This is a genomic window from Streptomyces yangpuensis, from assembly GCF_024666385.1.
Lineage (GTDB): Bacteria > Actinomycetota > Actinomycetes > Streptomycetales > Streptomycetaceae > Streptomyces > Streptomyces yangpuensis.
Map to the genome: position 1 here is coordinate 3,284,174 of NZ_CP102514.1, position 17,864 is coordinate 3,302,037.

The 17,864-nt window shown below is 73.4% G+C and carries 15 protein-coding genes; 5 read left to right on the forward strand and 10 right to left on the reverse strand.

Going from position 1 to position 17,864, the window contains the following annotated elements:
• Positions 1-190 precede the first annotated feature (190 nt).
• Positions 191-883 carry an iron-dependent transcriptional repressor DtxR gene (locus NRK68_RS14870; protein WP_030665907.1) on the reverse strand — a complete coding sequence of 231 codons (693 nt, stop codon included), beginning with the start codon at positions 881-883 and terminating at the stop codon, positions 191-193.
• 210 nt (positions 884-1,093) lie between these two features.
• On the opposite strand from NRK68_RS14870, the gene NRK68_RS14875 reads away from it, so the two are divergent.
• Positions 1,094-1,849 carry an SIS domain-containing protein gene (locus NRK68_RS14875; protein ID WP_183067852.1) on the forward strand — a complete coding sequence of 252 codons (756 nt, stop codon included), beginning with the start codon at positions 1,094-1,096 and terminating at the stop codon, positions 1,847-1,849.
• 21 nt (positions 1,850-1,870) lie between these two features.
• Here the strand turns inward: NRK68_RS14875 and NRK68_RS14880 are convergent, their stop codons facing one another.
• Positions 1,871-3,193: a PAS domain-containing protein gene (locus tag NRK68_RS14880; protein WP_183067853.1), complete on the reverse strand. Its 1,323-nt coding sequence runs from the start codon at positions 3,191-3,193 to the stop codon at positions 1,871-1,873.
• A 445-nt stretch (positions 3,194-3,638) separates the two neighbouring features.
• Complete coding sequence (gene pdxH / locus NRK68_RS14885) at positions 3,639-4,301, reverse strand: pyridoxamine 5'-phosphate oxidase (RefSeq protein WP_257855964.1); 663 nt, start codon at positions 4,299-4,301, stop codon at positions 3,639-3,641.
• A gap of 200 nt (positions 4,302-4,501) precedes the next feature.
• Here pdxH and NRK68_RS14890 point away from each other — a divergent pair, with 200 nt between their 5' ends.
• Both NRK68_RS14890 and NRK68_RS14895 read left to right on the forward strand, forming a co-directional pair.
• Entirely contained in the window at positions 4,502-5,608 is a 1,107-nt protein-coding gene (locus NRK68_RS14890; protein WP_030964724.1) for a citrate synthase 2, read from the forward strand.
• 99 nt (positions 5,609-5,707) lie between these two features.
• Complete coding sequence (locus NRK68_RS14895) at positions 5,708-6,094, forward strand: DUF3592 domain-containing protein (RefSeq protein ID WP_183067854.1); 387 nt, start codon at positions 5,708-5,710, stop codon at positions 6,092-6,094.
• 32 nt (positions 6,095-6,126) lie between these two features.
• Here the strand turns inward: NRK68_RS14895 and NRK68_RS14900 are convergent, their stop codons facing one another.
• Both NRK68_RS14900 and NRK68_RS14905 read right to left on the reverse strand, forming a co-directional pair.
• Positions 6,127-6,735 (reverse strand): TetR/AcrR family transcriptional regulator, encoded by a 609-nt coding sequence (locus NRK68_RS14900; protein WP_183067855.1) that lies wholly within the window; start codon positions 6,733-6,735, stop codon positions 6,127-6,129.
• The gene (locus NRK68_RS14905) at positions 6,723-7,460 is read right to left on the reverse strand and encodes an enoyl-CoA hydratase family protein (protein WP_046778740.1); all 738 of its coding nucleotides are present in this window, start codon (positions 7,458-7,460) and stop codon (positions 6,723-6,725) included. The genes NRK68_RS14900 and NRK68_RS14905 overlap by 13 nt, the downstream gene beginning before the upstream one ends.
• A gap of 717 nt (positions 7,461-8,177) precedes the next feature.
• Between NRK68_RS14905 and NRK68_RS14910 the strand changes: the two genes are divergently transcribed.
• The gene (locus tag NRK68_RS14910) at positions 8,178-8,381 is read left to right on the forward strand and encodes a hypothetical protein (RefSeq protein WP_183067856.1); all 204 of its coding nucleotides are present in this window, start codon (positions 8,178-8,180) and stop codon (positions 8,379-8,381) included.
• A 124-nt stretch (positions 8,382-8,505) separates the two neighbouring features.
• On the opposite strand, the gene NRK68_RS14915 is transcribed toward NRK68_RS14910, so the two are convergent.
• The 5 genes from NRK68_RS14915 to NRK68_RS14935 are packed head-to-tail and all read right to left on the reverse strand — an operon-like array spanning position 8,506 to position 15,731.
• Positions 8,506-9,666, reverse strand: coding sequence for an acyl-CoA dehydrogenase family protein (locus tag NRK68_RS14915; RefSeq protein WP_257855965.1), 1,161 nt, complete (start codon positions 9,664-9,666; stop codon positions 8,506-8,508).
• A complete protein-coding gene (locus NRK68_RS14920; protein ID WP_257855966.1) occupies positions 9,663-11,573 on the reverse strand; it encodes an acetyl/propionyl/methylcrotonyl-CoA carboxylase subunit alpha in 1,911 nt (636 codons plus the stop codon). Before NRK68_RS14920 ends, NRK68_RS14915 begins: the two co-directional genes overlap by 4 nt.
• An 8-nt stretch (positions 11,574-11,581) precedes the next feature.
• The gene (locus tag NRK68_RS14925; RefSeq protein WP_257855967.1) at positions 11,582-13,180 is read right to left on the reverse strand and encodes an acyl-CoA carboxylase subunit beta; all 1,599 of its coding nucleotides are present in this window, start codon (positions 13,178-13,180) and stop codon (positions 11,582-11,584) included.
• Positions 13,177-14,922 (reverse strand): acyclic terpene utilization AtuA family protein, encoded by a 1,746-nt coding sequence (locus NRK68_RS14930; protein ID WP_257855968.1) that lies wholly within the window; start codon positions 14,920-14,922, stop codon positions 13,177-13,179. Before NRK68_RS14930 ends, NRK68_RS14925 begins: the two co-directional genes overlap by 4 nt.
• On the reverse strand, positions 14,919-15,731 hold the full coding sequence (locus tag NRK68_RS14935; protein ID WP_257855969.1) for a TIGR03084 family metal-binding protein: 813 nt from the start codon (positions 15,729-15,731) through the stop codon (positions 14,919-14,921). The genes NRK68_RS14930 and NRK68_RS14935 overlap by 4 nt, the downstream gene beginning before the upstream one ends.
• 329 nt (positions 15,732-16,060) lie before the next feature.
• Between NRK68_RS14935 and NRK68_RS14940 the strand changes: the two genes are divergently transcribed.
• Positions 16,061-17,692: a CocE/NonD family hydrolase gene (locus tag NRK68_RS14940; protein WP_257855970.1), complete on the forward strand. Its 1,632-nt coding sequence runs from the start codon at positions 16,061-16,063 to the stop codon at positions 17,690-17,692.
• The last annotated feature ends 172 nt before the right edge of the window (positions 17,693-17,864 follow it).

The window sequence follows — 17,864 nt, forward strand, 5'->3', positions numbered from 1 at the left end:
GAGAGCTCGGGGCTCCAGGTCGCACAGGGGAGGACCGGTCCCGGCGCCGCGAGGCGCCGGGACCACCCACATCCGGGCCGATACGCACGAGCCCATACGCACGAGCACCGATACGTACCGGCACCACCGATACGTACAGGCGAGGACGCTGCGAGCCGCACGGGCTACACGGGCTGCACGGGCCGCAGGATCAGCGCTTCGCCACGAACACGTGCGAGGCGATCTCCGCCTCCAGCTCGGCGGCCTCACCACCGCTTCCGACCAGGACACCGCCCGGGGACTCGGTCACGCTCACCACCGAACCGGGCTGCACGCCCGCACGACGCAGCGTGTACATCAGCTGCGCATCCGTCTGGATCGGCTCCCCGATACGCCGCACGACCACCGTCTTGCCCTCGGTGCCCGGGTCCAGCTCGGACAGGCTGATCATGCCGTCCTCCAGGAACGGCTCCGCCTCGGCCTTCTCCCCCAGCTCCTCCAGCCCGGGGATCGGATTCCCGTACGGCGACTCGGTCGGGTGGCGCAGCAGCTCCAGCACCCGCCGCTCCACCGCCTCGCTCATCACGTGCTCCCACCGGCAGGCCTCGGCGTGGACCTGCTCCCACTCCAGCCCGATGACGTCGACGAGCAGGCACTCGGCGAGCCGGTGCTTGCGCATGACGCGCGTCGCCAGCCGGCGGCCCTCGTCGGTCAGCTCCAGGTGCCGGTCGGTGGCGACGGCCACCAGGCCGTCCCGCTCCATGCGTGCCACCGTCTGGCTCACCGTCGGCCCGCTCTGGTCCAGCCTCTCGGCGATGCGGGCGCGCATGGGTACCACGCCTTCCTCTTCCAGCTCGAGGATGGTGCGGAGATACATCTCCGTGGTATCGATCAGTCCGGACATTCGTGCCCCTCGGATTGCGTGCGCTGGCCCTGTCCCCAATTCTGACGCATCGAACCGACAACCGTCCCGTGCCGAGGGCCAAGACCGTTCACGGACATCCTCCTTCCCTTGGGACGCGGGATTGACGCCCGTATTGACAGGCCCTTGGTCCAGACCGCACGGTGAGCGGCGGACACGGACGCACCCCACCTCTGGAAGGGCCTTCGGCGCATGAGCGAGAGCAAGCTGGCCGGTCAGTTCTTCGACGCCGCCATCGGCCTGCTGGAGCGGGTACGGGACGAGGAGGCCCCGCACATCGCCGAGGCCGGCACCCTCGTCGCCGACGCCGTCGCCGCCGGGAACCGCCTCTTCGCCTTCGGCGCCGGACACTCCTCGCTGCCCGCCCAGGACGTCGTCTACCGGGCCGGCGGTCTGGCTCTGATGAACTTCCTCGCCGTCCCCGGCACCGCCGGTGTCGACGTCATGCCCGCCACGCTGGGCAGCGCCCTGGAACGCGTCGACGGCCTCGCCGGCGCCGTCCTCGACAGCAGCCCCGCCTCCGAAGGCGACGTCCTCGTGATCATCTCGCTCTCCGGGCGCAACGCCCTGCCGGTCGAGATGGCCATGAACGCCCGCGCCATCGGCCTCAAGGTCATCGGCGTGACCTCGGTCGCCTACGCCACCGGCACCCGGTCCCGGCACGCCTCCGGCACCTTCCTCAAGGACCACTGCGACGTCGTCCTCGACAGCAAGATCGCGGTCGGCGACGCCGAGCTGAGCCTCGACGGCATCGACGCCCCCTTCGCCCCCGCCTCCACGGTCGTCACCAGCGCGATCATGCAGGCGGTCATGGCGACGGCCGCCGGCGAGCTCGCCGCCCGCGGCCTGGAGCCCCCACTGCTGCGCTCGGGCAACGTCGACGGCGGCCACGAGTGGAACGGCCGCGTGATGCAGGAGTACGGCGACCGGATCTTCTTCCGCCACTGACCCGCCGCACCTGATGGGGCGTCAACCCGCGGCCGGGGTGGTGGGGGACGCCGCCAGGTCCAGGTCCGCCGCGACGCGGGCCGCGACCTCCTCCGCGTACGCCGCGTCCGCGCGCTCGAACGCCACCCGCGAGGGCCCCCGCAGGAACGTCAACGCGCCCAGGGTCCGCCCCCGGCTGCGCAGCACCGTGCACAGCACGTGCGCCGCACCCTCGGGCCACTGCCGGGCCCGCGCCCACTCCGCGTCCGCCTCACCGCGCGGGGCACTGGTCCGCACCGAGCCGATCCGGTCCAGCGCCTGCAGCGCCGGATGCCCGGCCGGGTACCGCACGGGGATCGAACCGGGCCCCGGCAGCGCGGGCGGCGACACCGCGCACCGTACGAGCCGGCGCCGCTCGGAGTCGGCCGCGGGGGCCAGTACGTCCAGCAGCGCATGCTCGGCGAAGCCGGCGAGCGCGAAGTCCAGGCGTACGCCGGCCGCCTCCGCCGGGTCCTCGCACTCGGCGGCGGCCCGCCCGGCACGGTGGAGCTGATGGGACCGGAACCGCGCCTGCGCGGCGTCGAGCTGCTCCTGGCGGGCCTCGGTGACGTCCTGGATCAGCCAGCCGACCCCCAGCGGCACCGGTTCCTCCGCGAGCGGCGAGGCCAGCCGCAGGAACCCGCACCGCCAGCACCGCCGCCGCACGCCCTCCGCGGTGCGCACCGACACCCACATCTCGACGGGCGCGGGCGGCGCCCCCTCGGCGAGCACGTGCTGCAGCGCCCCCTCCAGCTCCTCGACCCCCTGGGTCAGCAGCTCCCCCAGCGGCCGTCCGAGCAGGGCGGTGCGGCCGGTGCCGAAGGCCCGCGCGGCGTGCGCGTTGACCACGGCGGGCCGCAGGTCGACGTCGACGAGGACGACTCCCCAGGAGGCGTCCTCCATCAGGGCCTCGCTGAGCGCGATGGACCGCTCCAGGTCGATCTGCGCGTGCACCTCGCTGAAGGCGCAGTACACCCCCGCGGGCGAGCCGTCCGCGCCCGGCACCCCGGCGGACTGCGTGCGGACGAGGAGCCGCCCGCCGTCCTTGGTGAGCAGCGCGAACTCATGGACCTGCCGCCCGGGCACGTGCTGGGCGGACATGAGTCTGTCCTGCACGTCCTGCGCGTCGGCGGCCCGCACCGCCCACCCCTCGAACCCCTTGCGCCCCACGGCCTCCCCGGCGGACCAGCCCAGGATCCGCTCCGCCTCCCGGTTCCAGTGGGTGATCACCCCGTCGGAATCGAAGGCGCACAGCGCGGCGTCCATCCCGTCCAGCAGCGCGGCGAGCAGATCGTCGGCGGTCTCGTCACGTCCGGAAGCACTCACCTGGAACCCCCAGCAGGTGTTCGCGTATGCGGCACGTCAGATCATTGAACTCGAACGTGACCCACGCCACACCGCATTCAGGGAAATCGATGGGTGCCCGCACATCCGGTGCACGTCCCGGCGGAGGGGGAGAGCCGATGGATACGCCTGTGGATTCGCCGCGGAAATTCGATTGAGCGCCGAGCACAGGCCTGCTTAGAGTGGACGCACACTGAAAGGAGGTGATCCCGGAAATGTACGAACTCCGGACGCGTGAGGTGGCTGCGGGCTAGGGCCCGTCGTCAGCAACGCACCCAGTGCGGTGCCCGGCGGATCGCCCGGCGCCAATCCCAAGCAGTCACCCGACCCGCGGGCTCGCCGGTAACGTCCGGCCGGCTCCTCTCACTGCAGGAGAGGAACCCGAGCCCGCGGGTCGTCTGCGTCTGTCTCCACGTCTGCGCGCCCGCTACGGGCACAGACGCTCCAGGCGCCACTTCTCGCCCTCCAGCACGTAGTGGAGCCGGTCGTGCAGCCGGTTCTCGTGCCCCTGCCAGAACTCGACCTCCTGCGGCACCACCCGCAGCCCGCCCCACTCCGGCGGCACCGGCACCTGCTCCCCCTCCGGATAGCGCTCCGCGAGCTCGGCGTAGCGGCGGTCCAGCTCCGCGCGGGAGCCGATCACGCTCGACTGCTCGCTCGCCCACGCACCCAGCTGCGAGCCGTGCGGCCGGGACCGGAAGTACGCCGCCGTCTCGTCGCGGCCGATACGGGCCGCCGTACCGGTGACGATCACCTGACGGGCGATGGGGTGCCACGGGAACAACAGCGCGACCTGCGGATTCTCGGCGAGTTCCCGGCCCTTGCGGGACGCGTAATTCGTGAAGAACACGAAGCCCCGGCTGTCGAACTGCTTCAGCAGCACCGTGCGCGAGCTGGGCCGGCCGTCGGGGGTGGCCGTCGAGACGACCATGGCGTTCGGTTCGAAGAGGTGCGAGTCGGCCGCCTGCTGGAACCACCGGGCGAACTGCTCCATCGGTTCCCCGGCGAGGCTTTCCTCGTGGACGATCTCCGAGCGGTACTGCTTGCGCATCATGGCGGGGTCAATGTCCTGATCGGTCACGCAAGCCATCCTGCCGCAGGTGGACCGGTGACGGTGTGCCGTATGTCACGCTTCCGCAGTCGGGGCGCAGCGGCCAAAATCTTGGGGCCGGTCCGAAGGTCCCCGCACGGGTGACCAACGGCCGTGCCGGGCATCAACGGGGATGACCGCGCCGGACCGCGAGTCACGCCGGGAGCCGCGCGTGTTCGCACTATCTGAGGAGCCGCCTGATGTCCGACTTCGTACCCGGGCTCGAAGGGGTCGTCGCGTTCGAGACGGAGATCGCCGAACCGGACAAGGAAGGCGGGTCGCTCCGCTACCGGGGCGTCGACATCGAAGACCTCGTCGGCCACGTCTCCTTCGGGAACGTCTGGGGCCTGCTGGTCGACGGTGCTTTCAACCCCGGCCTGCCGGCCGCCGAGCCCTTCCCCATCCCGGTCCACTCCGGTGACATCCGCGTCGACGTGCAGTCCGCACTCGCGATGCTCGCCCCCGTGTGGGGTCTGAAACCGCTGCTGGACATCGACGTGCAGACCGCCCGCGACGACCTGGCGCGCGCTGCCGTGATGGCGCTCTCGTACGTCGCCCAGTCCGCCCGCGGCCAGGGCCTGCCGATGGTGCCGCAGCGCGAGATCGACAAGGCCGAGTCCGTCGTCGAGCGGTTCATGATCCGCTGGCGCGGCGAGCCGGACCCCAAGCACGTCAAGGCCGTAGACGCGTACTGGACCTCCGCCGCCGAGCACGGGATGAACGCGTCCACGTTCACCGCGCGCGTCATCGCCTCCACCGGCGCCGACGTGGCCGCGGCCCTGTCGGGCGCCGTCGGCGCCATGTCGGGCCCGCTGCACGGCGGCGCGCCCTCCCGCGTGCTCGGCATGATCGAGGAGATCGAGCGCACCGGCGACGCCGTCGCGTACGTGAAGAAGGCCCTCGACAAGGGCGAGCGCCTGATGGGCTTCGGACACCGCGTCTACCGCGCCGAGGACCCGCGCGCCCGCGTCCTGCGGCGCACCGCCAAGGAGCTCGACGCGCCGCGCTACGAGGTGGCCGCCGCGCTGGAGAAGGCCGCCCTGGAGGAGCTGCACGCGCGGCGTCCCGACCGGGTGCTCGCCACCAACGTGGAGTTCTGGGCGGCGATCATGCTGGACTTCGCCGAGGTCCCGGCGCACATGTTCACCTCCATGTTCAGCTGCGCCCGTACCGCCGGCTGGTCGGCGCACATCCTGGAGCAGAAGCGCACCGGCCGCCTGGTGCGCCCGTCGGCCCGCTACACGGGACCGGGCCGGCGCGACCCGCAGGAGATCGAGGGCTACGCGGACATCGCCGAGACCGCCTGACCGGCCCGGCCGCCCGTCACCGCGGGGCGCCGCGACCCGGACTCCTCCGGGGCGCGGCGCCCCTGCCGCGTTCTGAGACCCTCCGCAGGAGCCCCTCCCGTGCACAAGATCCCCTACCTCGTCCTCGGCCTCGGCACGCTGCTGCTCGCCGTGGTCGCGCTGCGGCGCCGCCTGGCCCTGCGGCGGCGCGGGATCGCCGTACGGGCCCACTGCGCGGCCGTGCACCGGCCCGCGCAGGGCGGCCCGGCGCGGCTCACGCTGCGCTACCCGACACCCGACGGCCGTACCCGCACCCATCGCGCGGGCGAGGGCGACTGCCCTCCGGGGACGCGCGAGGGAGACGCTGTCGAGGTCCTGTACGACCCTCGGGACCCCGCCCGGGCCGAGACCGTGCACGCCGCCCGGCGGCCCCGGCGGCGCGACTACGACCTGTTCGGCCTGATGGGGCTGTCCCTGGCGATCGTGCTGGCCTCCGCGCTCGGCTGAACGGGCGGGCGGCGGTGCGCGGGCCGGGCGGCTCAGCCCAGGGCCGCGTCGAGGATGCGCGACCACTGGGCCACGACACGGGCCCGGCGGGCCGCGTCGTCGGTCAGGACGTTCGCCAGACCCAGGCCGCGGGCCATGTCGAGGAGGCCCTGCACGGTCTCCCGTACGCCCGGCACCGCCTCGTCGGCGCCCAGCAGCTCCACGGCGATGCGATGGGTTTCGCGGCCGACCCGGGCCTCCAGCTCGGTGACCCGCGGGCGCAGCTGCTCCTCGTTGGAGGCGGCCACCCACAGTTGGAGCGCGGCCCGGAAGAGGGTGCCCGTGTACAGGTCGACCAGTGCCTGCACCACGGCCGGCCGGGCGGCCGGTCCGGCGTGGAAGAGGTCACGCAGGGCGGTGGAGCGTTCCTCCGCGACGTACTCGACGGCGGCGGTGAAGAGGTCCTCGCGGGTCGGGAAGTGATGCTGGGCGGCTCCGCGGGACACGCCGGCGCGTTCGGCGACGACGGAGACGGTGGAACCGGCCCAGCCGTGCTCCGCCAGGCAGGACACGGCCGCCTCCAGGAGGTGGCGGCGGGTGACGCGGCTGCGGGCCTGCTTGGGGCCCGTCTCGGCCGTGGCGCCGCCGGTCACAGCGCCCATGACGGTTCCCGGCGCTCGAAGCGGGCGGTGATGCCCTCGCGGGCCTCGGCGGAGGCGAAGTGGTGCGCGGACAGCTCGGTGAGCGCGGCGCCGTCCTGCGCGAGGGCCGCGCGTACGGGTGCGGTGACCAGTCGCTTGGTCGCGGCGAGCGCCTGCGGGCCGGCCTTGCGCAGGCCCGCGAGGACGGGCGCGAGAGTCTCGTCGACGTCGTCCCCGTGGAGGGTGAGCAGGCCGATCCGTACGGCCTCGGCGGCGTCGAACGCCTCGGCGGTCAGGAAGTACCGGGCGGCGGCGCGCGGGTCGAGGCGGGGCAGGAGCGGTGCGGAGATGACGGCGGGGACCACGCCCAGGTGGGTCTCCGTGAAGGCGTACGAGGACCCGGGCCCGGCGGCGGCGATGTCGCACACGCCCAGCAGGCCGAGGCCGCCGGCCCGGACGTGGCCGGTGACGCGGGCGACGACGGGCCGGGGCAGCTCGGCGATCTCGCGGAGCAGGGCCACGAAGTCTGCGGGGGCGGAGGGGGACTTGAGGTCGGCGCCGGAACAGAAGGTACCGCCGGTGTGGGTGAGGACGACGGCGCGCACGGCCGGGTCCGCGCCGGCCGCGGCGAGGGCGGCGCGGAGCTCGGCGACGAGCTCCGCGGAGAGCGCGTTGCGGTTGGCCGGGGAGTCGAGGGTGAGGGTGGTGACGGCGGCCGCCGTGGTGGCGTGGACGGGTGTGGCCATGGCTCCTCCGGAGCGGTCGACGGGGTGCTCCTGGGGGGAGCGTATGCGGGGTGCCCTGCGGGCGGCTCGGCGGTCCGGCTCGGGCTCCGCCCGGGCGGGGTTCCGGTGCTCGGCGGTGTCCGGGTGCCTTGCCCTGCGGGGCGGCTCAGCGGTCCGACTCTGGCTCCGGCCGGGCTGTGTCCTACGGTGCGCGGCGGTTCGGCTCGGGTTCCTGGCCGGGCGGGGTTGGTCGGGGTCGGGGAGCGGTGTGCCCTGCGGGCGGCTCAGCGGTCCGGCTCGGGCTCCGGCCGGGCTGTGCCGTGTGGTGCTGGGCGGTTTGGCTTGGGTTCCTGGCCGGGCGGGGTTGGTCGGGGTCGGGGAGCGGTGTGCCCTGCGGGCGGCTCAGCGGTCCGGCTCGGGCTCCGGCCGGGCTGTGCCGTGTGGTGCTGGGCGGTTTGGCTTGGGTTCCTGGCCGGGCGGGGTTGGTCGGGGTCGGGGAGCGGGGCCGGTCCGGGGTGTCTCCTCGGCTCGGCGCGTGCGGGTACGTCCCGGCCAGACGGCCCGGGTCGCGCGCTCGTCCTGCGGGGACACCCCGCACCGTCCCCACTCCCCTCGGCCGTGGGTCGCCGGGGCGCTGCCGTGGGGTGGGGACACGCAGGAGGGTCCCCGCAGGACGAGCGCGCAACCAGGGCCGTCTCGGCGCGACAAGGCAGCACGCGCCGAGCCGAGGAGACCCTCGTGCGGGGCACCACCCCACCCTGCACACCACCGCCCCGCAACACCACCGCACACGACACCGCCGAGCAACCCCGCAGGGGCACCGCCGAGGAGACCCTCGTGCGGGGCACCACCCCACCCCCCACACCACCGCCCCGCAACACCACCGCACACGACACCGCCGAGCAACCCCGCAGGGGCACGGCCGAGGAGACCCTCGTGTAGGGGGCTGCCCCGCACCTGGACACCACCGCCCCGCGACACCACCCGTCAGGACACCGCCGAGCATCGTAGGGACCTGGGTCCGGGCGCAGCCCAGCCCGCACACCGCCGAGCAACCCCGTAGGGGCTAGTAGGACTTGGGGAGGCCCAGCGATTGGTGGGAGATGAAGTTGAGGATCATCTCGCGGCTTACCGGGGCGATGCGGGCCACGCGGGCCGCGGTGATGAGCGAGGCCAGGCCGTATTCGCGGGTGAGGCCGTTGCCGCCGAGGGTGTGGACCGACTGGTCCACGGCTCGGACGCACGCCTCGCCCGCCGCGTACTTCGCCATGTTCGCGGCCTCGCCCGCGCCCATGTCGTCGCCCGCGTCGTACAGGTGGGCCGCCTTCTGCGTCATCAGGCGGGCCAGTTCCAGTTCGATGTGGGCCTGGGCCAGGGGGTGGGCCACGGCCTGGTGGGCGCCGATCGGCTCCTTCCACACCTGCCGGGTCTTGGCGTACTCGACGGCGCGCGCCAGGGCGTAGCGGCCCATGCCGATGGCGAACGCGGCGGTCATGATGCGTTCGGGGTTGAGGCCGGCGAAGAGCTGGAGGAGGCCCGCGTCCTCGTCGCCGACCAGCGCGGCGGACGGCAGGCGTACCTCGTCCAGGGTGAGTTCGAACTGCTTCTCCGCCGCCTGGAGTTCCATGTCGATGACCGAGCGCCCGAAGCCGGGGGTGTCGCGCGGGACGATGAACAGGCAGGGCTTCAGGCGTCCGGTACGGGCGTCCTCCGTGCGGCCGACGATCAGCGTGGCGTCGGCGATGTCGACGCCGGAGATGAAGACCTTGCGGCCGGTGAGGATCCAGTCGTCGCCGTCGCGGCGGGCCGTGGTGGTGATGCGGTGGGAGTTGGATCCGGCGTCGGGTTCGGTGATGCCGAAGGCCATGGTGCGGCTGCCGTCGGCGAGGCCGGGGAGCCAGGTCCGCTTCTGCTCGTCGGTGCCGAAGCGGGCGATGACCGTGCCGCAGATGGCGGGCGAGACGACCATCATGAGGAGGGGACAGCCGGCGGCGCCCAGTTCTTCGAGGACGATGGCCAGTTCGGCGATGCCGCCACCTCCGCCGCCGTACTCCTCGGGGAGGTTGACCCCGAGGTAGCCGAGCTTGGCGGCGTCGGCCCACAGTTCGTCGGGGTGGCCGCCCTCGCGGGCCAGGCGGGCGAGGTACTCACGGCCGTAGCGCTGTCCGAGGGCGGCGACGGCGGCGCGCAGGGCCTGGTGTTCGGCGGTTTCGATGGTGGGGCTCATGACAGCGGTTCCTCCTGGACGACGGCGAGCAGGGCGCCGAACTCGACCTGTTGGCCGGTGACGGCGTGGAGCGCGGTGAGCGTGCCGGAGGCCGGAGCGAGGATGCGGTGCTCCATCTTCATGGCCTCCAGCCAGAGCAGGGGCTGACCTGCGGTGACGGTGGTGCCGGGGGTGAGGCCCTCGGCGACGCGGACGACGGTGCCGGGCATGGGGGCGAGCAGGGAGCCCGGTTCGGTGCGGTCCTGGGGGTCCGGGAACCGGGGGACGGGGGTGAGGGTGTGGGATCCGAGTGGGGAGTCCACGTAGACCTCGGTGTTGTTCGAATTTCGTTTCACGTGGAACATCCGGCGGATCCCGTCGACTTCGAGGGTGACGAGGTGCCGCTCGGCCGCCAGGACGCGAACGCCGGGGTGGTCTACGGGGTGGTACTGGACGTCGTACTCGGTGCCGGCGGTGGTGTAGCGGCGGGTCTGCGGCTGGGAGCGGAGGTTGCGCCAGCCGCCGAGCCGGGCGGCGAGGGGGGCGTCCGGGGCGGGGGCGGCCTCGGCGAGGGCGGCGGCGAGGGCGGCCGTGCCGGCGTCCGGGGCGGTTTCGGTGAGGGTGGTGAGGTGGCGGTCGTAGAAGCCGGTGTCGAGCTGAGCGGCGGTGAAGTCGGGGTGGCGCAGGGAGCCGACGAGGAGTTCGCGGTTGGTGGTGAGCCCGTGGATGCGGGCTCCGGCGAGGGCGTGGGCGAGGGTGCGTACGGCCTCGGCGCGGGTGGGGGCGTGGGCGACGACCTTGGCGAGCATGGGGTCGTAGTGGACGCCGACGGTGTCGCCGCCGGTGAAGCCGGTGTCGACGCGGACCCGGCTGGGGATGTCGAGGGTGTGCAGGACACCGGTCTGGGGTCGCCAGTCCTGGGCGGGGTCCTCGGCGTAGAGGCGGGCCTCGACGGCGTGCCCGGCGGGTTCCGGGGGCGAGGGGGGCAGAGCCGCGCCCTCGGCGACGCGCAGTTGGAGGGCGACGAGGTCGAGGCCGAAGACGGCTTCGGTCACAGGGTGTTCGACCTGGAGGCGGGTGTTCATCTCCAGGAAGTAGGGGCGGCCGTCGGCGGTGACGAGGAACTCGACGGTGCCCGCGCCCCGGTAGGAGACGGCCCGGGCGGCGGCGACGGCCGCGGTGTGGAGGCGCTCGCGCAGGGTGTCGGGCAGGCCGGGTGCCGGGGCCTCCTCGATGACCTTCTGGTGGCGGCGCTGGAGGGAGCAGTCGCGGGTGCCGAGGGCCCAGACGGTGCCGTGGGCGTCGGCGAGGATCTGCACCTCGACGTGGCGGCCGCGCTCCACGTAGGGCTCGGCGAAGACCTCGCCGTCGCCGAACGCGGACGCCGCCTCGGCGGAGGCGGCGTGGAGGGCCTCCTTGAGGGTGTCCAGGTCGCGGACCACACGCATGCCGCGGCCGCCTCCGCCGGCGGCCGCCTTGAGCAGGAGGGGCAGGTCGGCAGGGGTGGCGGTGGCCGGGTCGACGGGGTCGAGGAGCGGGACTCCGGCGGCGCGCATCAGGTCCTTGGCCCGGGTCTTGGAGGCCATGGCCTCGATGGCCTCGGGGGGCGGGCCGATCCAGGTCAGGCCGGAGTCCTGGACCTGGCGGGCGAAGTCGGCGTTCTCGGAGAGGAAGCCGTAGCCGGGGTGGACGGCGTCGGCGCCGGCGGCGAGGGCGGCCTTGATGATCAGGTCGCCGCGCAGGTAGGTGTCGGCGGGGGCCGCGCCGGGCAGCCGTACGGCGGCGTCGGCGGCCCGGACGTGCAGGGCGTCGGCGTCCGGGTCGGAGTGGACGGCGACGGTGGCCAGGCCCAGGTCGCGGGCCGTGCGGAAGATCCGTACGGCGATCTCGCCCCGGTTGGCGACGAGGAGGGAGGTCAGGTTCGTCATGTACGGGCTCACATCCGGAAGACGCCGAAGCCGCCACGGGCGCCCTCGACGGGGGCGTTGTGGACGGCCGACAGGCACAGGCCGAGGACGGTACGGGTGTCGCGCGGGTCGATGACCCCGTCGTCGTACAGCCGCCCGGACAGGAACATGGGGAGGGACTCGGACTCGATCTGCGCCTCGACGAAGGCGCGCATGCCGGCGTCCTGTTCCTCGTCGTACGGGAGTCCCTTGGCGGCGGCGGACTGCCGGGACACGATGGAGAGGACTCCGGCGAGCTGCTGGGGGCCCATGACGGCGGATTTGGCGCTGGGCCAGGCGAAGAGGAAGCGGGGTTCGTAGGCGCGGCCGCACATGCCGTAGTGGCCGGCGCCGTAGCTCGCGCCGATCAGGACGGAGAGGTGGGGGACGCGCGAGTTGGAGACCGCGTTGATCATCATGGAGCCGTGTTTGACGATGCCGCCCTGCTCGTACTCCTTGCCGACCATGTAGCCGGTCGTGTTGTGGAGGAAGAGGAGCGGGATGTCGCGCTGGTTGGCGAGCTGGATGAACTGTGCGGCCTTCTGGGACTCGGCGCTGAACAGCACGCCCTGGGCGTTGGCGAGGATGCCGACCGGGTAGCCGTGGAGGGTGGCCCAGCCGGTGACGAGGCTGGTGCCGTAGAGCGGCTTGAACTCGTCGAAGTCGGAGGCGTCGACGATGCGGGCGATGACCTCGCGCGGGTCGAAGGGGGTCTTCAGGTCGGGCGGGACGATCCCGAGGAGTTCCTCCGGGTCGTGGAGCGGCTCCTGGGCCCGCGGCGGATCCTGGTGGGGCTTGCGGTGGTTGAGGCGGGCCACGATCCGGCGGGCCTGGCGGATGGCGTCGTACTCGTCGAGGGCGTAGTGGTCGGCGAGTCCGGAGGTACGGGCGTGCATGTCGGCCCCACCGAGGGACTCGTCGTCGCTCTCCTCGCCGGTGGCCATCTTGACCAGGGGCGGACCGCCGAGGAACACCTTGGAACGGTCCTTGATCATGACGGTGTGGTCGGACATGCCGGGGATGTACGCGCCTCCGGCGGTGGAGTTCCCGAAGACGACCGCGACGGTCGGGATGCCCTCGGCGGAGAGCCGGGTGAGGTCGCGGAAGATCGCGCCGCCCGGGATGAAGATCTCCTTCTGGGAGGGCAGGTCGGCGCCGCCGGACTCCACGAGGCTGATGACGGGCAGGCGGTTCTGCCGGGCGATCTCGTTGGCCCGCAGCGCCTTCTTCAGCGTCCAGGGGTTGCTGGCGCCGCCGCGGACGGTGGGGTCGTTCGCGGTGACCAGGCACTCGACGCCCTCGACCGTGCCGATGCCGGTGACCATGGAGGCGCCGACGGGGTAGTCGCTGCCCCAGCCGGCGAGCGGCGACAGCTCCAGGAACGGGGTGTCGGGGTCGAGGAGCAGCTCGACGCGCTCGCGCGCCAGGAGCTTGCCGCGCTTCCTGTGCCGGGCCGTGTACTTCTCCCCGCCGCCCTGCAGGGCCTTGGCGTGTTCGGCGTCGAGGGCGTCGAGGCGCTCCAGTGCGGCCGTACGGGCCCTCGTGTGCTCGGGGGCGTGGGGGTCGACGGTGGTGCGCAGACGGGTCATGTGCCGGTCCCCTCCGGGGGCGGGAGCAGGTGGACGGGGATGTCGAGGTGGCGGGCGCGGAGCCATTCGCCGAGGGCCTTGGCCTGGGGGTCGAAGCGGTGGCCGGAGGCCACGCCGTCGCCGAGGATGCCGGTGACGGTGAAGTTGAGGGCGTGGAGGTTCGGCAGTTCGTGCCGGTGGACGGTGAGGCCGCGGGTCTCGGGGAGCAGGGCCTGGAACCGGTCGACGGTCAGGGTGGCGCGCAGCCAGTCCCAGGCGGGGCCGGGCCGGGTCCAGACGCCGACGTTGGCGTCGCCGCCCTTGTCTCCGCTGCGGGCCCCGGCCAGCGCCCCGAGGGGGGCGCGGACGGTCTCCCGGGGCTCCGCCCCGGACCCGGCGGGGGCTGCGCCCCCGACCCCTTCGGGGGCTCCGCCCCCGGACCCCCGCGCCTCAAACGCCGGCGAAGCTGGAGGTGCGGCGGGTGGGGCGGGGATCTGGACGCGGGTGCCGTCCGGGAGGACTGCGGTGTGCGGGACTTCGGCCGCCGGGACGTAGGACGAGGCGAAGACGCCGTAGGGCTGCGCCGGGCCGGGTGGGGCGGCGACGTGGAAGCCCGGGTAGCTGCCGAGGGCCAGTTCGATCGCCGTGGAGGTCAGGGCGCGGCCGACCCGGTCCGGGGACGGGTCGCGGACCACCAGGCGCAGCAGGGCGCTCGCCGTCTCCTGCGTGTCCGCGTCCGCGTGGTCGGTACGGGCCAGGGTCCAGGCGGCGTCGGCGACGCCCTCCAGGGTCTCGGCGAGCTGGGACCGGAGCAGCGCTGCCTTCGCCTCGATGTCCAGGCCGGTCAGGACGAAGACCACCTCGTTGCGCCAGCCGCCGAGCCGGGTCACGCCGACCTTGAGGGTGGCGGGCGGGTGTTCGCCGCGGACTCCTGTGATGCGGACCCGGTCGGCGCCGTCGTCGGTCAGCCGGACCGTGTCCAGGCGGGCGGTCACGTCGGGGCCGAGGTAGCGGACGCCCTGCGTCTCGTAGAGCAGCTGGGCGGTGACCGTGCCCGTGGTGACGGCCCCGCCGGTGCCGGGGTGTTTGGTGATGACCGCCGAGCCGTCCTCGGAGATCTCGGCGAGCGGGAAGCCGGGGCGGCGCACGTCGTGGGCGGTGAAGAAGGAGTAATTGCCGCCGGTGGCCTGGGTGCCGCATTCGAGGACGTGGCCCGCGACCACCGCGCCCGCCAGCCGGTCGTGGTCCTCCGGCGCCCATTCGAACCACCAGGCCGCCGGGCCGCTGACCAGGGCCGCGTCGGTGACCCGGCCGGTGACGACGATGTCCGCGCCGGCCCGCAGGCAGGCGGTGATGCCGGCGCCGCCGAGGTAGGCGTTGGCGGTCAGGGCGCCGTCCTCGCGGGAGGTGAGGTCGTCGCCCTCGACGTGGGCCACGGAGACGGGGACGCCCACTTTGGCCGACAACGCGCGGACCGCGTCGGCGAGTCCGGCCGGGTGGAGGCCGCCCGCGTTCGTGACGATCCGTACGCCCCGCTCGTGCGCGAGCCCGAGTCCTTCCTCCAGCTGGCGCAGGAAGGTCTTGGCGTAGCCGAGGTCCGGGTTCTTCAGGCGGTCCCGGCCCAGGATCAGCATGGTCAGCTCGGCCAGGTAGTCCCCGGTCAGCACGTCCAGCGGGCCGCCGGTCAGCATCTCGTGCAGGGCGCTGAAGCGGTCGCCGTAGAAGCCGGACGTGTTGCCGATGCGCAGCGGCCGGCGGCTCATCGCCCGGCCCCCGGCTCCCGCCCCGCGCCCGCCGGGCCGGCGAAGGCCTGGGCGATGTCCAGCCAGCGGTCCGCGTCGGGGCCGGTCGCGGTCAGGGCCAGGTCGGCGCGGTGGGCCCGCTGGGTGGCCAGCAGGCAGAAGTCCAGGGCCGGGCCGGTGATCCGCTGCGGGGCCTGCGGGGGCCCGTACGCCAACACCCCGGCGCCGTCGGGGGCGGTCAGCTCCACCCGGAACTCGCCCTCGGGCGCGGGCAGTCCGCGTACGGCGTAGGCGTAGTCGCGGGCCCGTACGCCGATCCGTGCCACGTGCCGCAGCCGCGCGGTCGGGGTGCGGCGCACACCGAGCGCGTCGGCGACGTCCTGACCGTGCGCCCACGTCTCCATCAGGCGGGCGCTGGCCATCGACGCGGCCTTCATCGGCGGCCCGTACCAGGGGAATCGGGTGTCGGGCGGGGCCGCGGCGAGAGCCTGTCCGAGTGCGTCGCGTGTGTCCCGCCAGCGGGTGAGCAGGGTGGCGGGCGGGAGCTGCGCACCCTCGCGCGCGCCGTCGTCGACGAAGGAGTCGGGGGCTTTCAGCGCCTCCTCGACCATGCGGCCGAAGCCCGTCGGATCGGTGAGGGAGACCAGTGAGGCCCGGTCGGTCCAGTGCAGGTGGGCGATCTGGTGGGCGACGGTCCAGCCGGGTGCGGGAGTGGGCCGGGCCCAGTCGGGGGCGGACAACCCCTCGACGAGGGTGTCGAGTTCACGTCCCTCCTCGCGCAGATCGGTGAAGACGGCGACGGCGTCGTCGACGGCGGACGGATCGGGCACGGTGCGCTCCCCTTCTCGGCGTGAGGGGAAGACTGGCAGCACCCGAGAAAACAATCAAGCACGCTTGCATGATTTTCTCGACCGGTGCCGAGCGGGGTGACGCCTTCCCGCCATCGGGCCAACATCGCTGAATCAAAGGGCAGTTGATCCATGTCGGTACCGGCCGCAGGTCTCGCGTGCCGCCCGCGCCGGGAACCACGGAGGGCGATTCAGGCCGTACGCCGGAAACCCGCGATACGTCACCGGATGTCCCGTCGATACTGAACGCTCCGCTCCGGGCCCGGGCGGCCGTCCACGTTCGTGTCACTCGACGAAGAGGATGAACTGACGTGACTCCAGCCGCCCGACCTCCCTTCTCCCTCTATCCCGAACTCGACGCGACCGCCCTCGCCGCCTTCGTCACCGCGCTGGAGAGCGGCGACGTCACCGGCCTGCCGCCCGCCCGCGCCGCCGAGGTCGTCGAGGCGCGCGCCCTCGCCGTCTTCACCCGCGGCAAGGTGACCGGGGCCGACGGCGACCTCCTCGACGCGGCGCTGTGGCGGCACACCGGGGCCCGGCCGCGCCCGATGATCGTCATGCCCTCGCCCTGGACCAGCCTGGGCTGGCTCACGTACGCCGTGCAGGCCACCCTGTTCGCGGCCCGCGGCTACAACGTCCTCGCCTACTCCGCCCGTGGCTTCGCCGGCTCCGAGGGCCAGGTCGACATGGCCGGGCCGCTCGACGTCGCCGACGGCAGCCGCGCCCTGGACCACCTGATCGAGCGCACCACCGGCCCGGTGACGAAGGTCGGCTTCCTCGGGGACTCGTACGGCTCGGGCATCAGCCAGCTGGTCGCCGCCCACGACACCCGCGTCGACGCCGTGGTCGCGCTCAGCACCTGGGGCGACCTCGGGGAGGCCTTCTACGAGAACTCCACCCGCCGCGTCGCCGCCGTGCGGGCCCTGATCGGGGCGGCCGCGAAGGCCCGGCTGAGCCCGCAGACGCAGAGTGTCTTCGACAACGTCCTGACCGGCAGCGACGTCCGGGGCACCCTGCGCTGGGCCGAGGTCCGCTCGCCCTTCACCCACATCAAGGAACTCAACCGCCGCCAGGTGCCGGTCTTCTACGCGCACGCCTGGCACGAGACGCTCTTCCCGCCCAACCAGACCCTCAGGATGTTCAACGAGCTGACCGGCCCCAAACGCCTCGCCGTCTCCATCGGCGACCACTCCGGCCCGGAGATGCCGGGCGTCCTCGGGCTGCCGAACCGGATCTGGACGGACGCCCACCGCTGGTTCGACCACCACCTCAAGGACATCGACAACGGCATCGGCGACGAGGGACAGTTCATCGGCGAGGTCATGTGGAGCAGGACCCTCGAACCCCGCCCCACCTGGCCCTCCGCCACCGAACAGCTGCAACGCCTCCACCTCGCCGACGACGGCGAACTCGTGCCGGAGGCGGAGCCCGGCGAGGCCGGCTGGACGGCGACCGTCCTGTGCGGGATGGACACCCCGGCGACCGTCGCCGACAAGGTCGTCGAGTCCGGGTACGCGGAGATGGCGGGCCGCCCGAAAACCTATCCGACGGAGGACATCGACCACACCGTCGCCGCCGTCTGGACGGCCGAACCGGCCGCGGAAACCGTCCGGCTACGCGGCACACCCCGGCTCCGCGTGACCTACCGGGCGGCGAACCCCGGCTCGACCTTCGTCGCGTACCTCCTGGACACGGCCCCGGACGGTACGGCCCACCTCGTCACGCACGCCCCGTACAGCGACCTGGCCTCGCCTCCGGACAGCCTGATCAGCGCGGACATCGAGCTCCAGGCCACGGCGTACGACGTGCAGCGCGGCCACCGCCTGATGCTGGTGATCGACGCCCGCGACCCCTTCTACGCCGACGCCAACCTGCCCCGCGCGACGCTGGCCTTCACCTCCCCGGAGGCCACCCCGTCGTACCTGGAGCTCCCCCTCGGCTGATGCCGTACGCCCGCCCAGCCGGTCCCCCGCGGCCGTCCGGGCGGGCGCACGCTCCACAGATGACGCATCGCCCGCCCCTTCGGTTGCAGCGGTTCCCGACGAACCGAGGACACCTCGGTGCACCGTGCTCCACCGTGCTCGGCGGTTCCCGACGAACCGAGGACACCTCGGT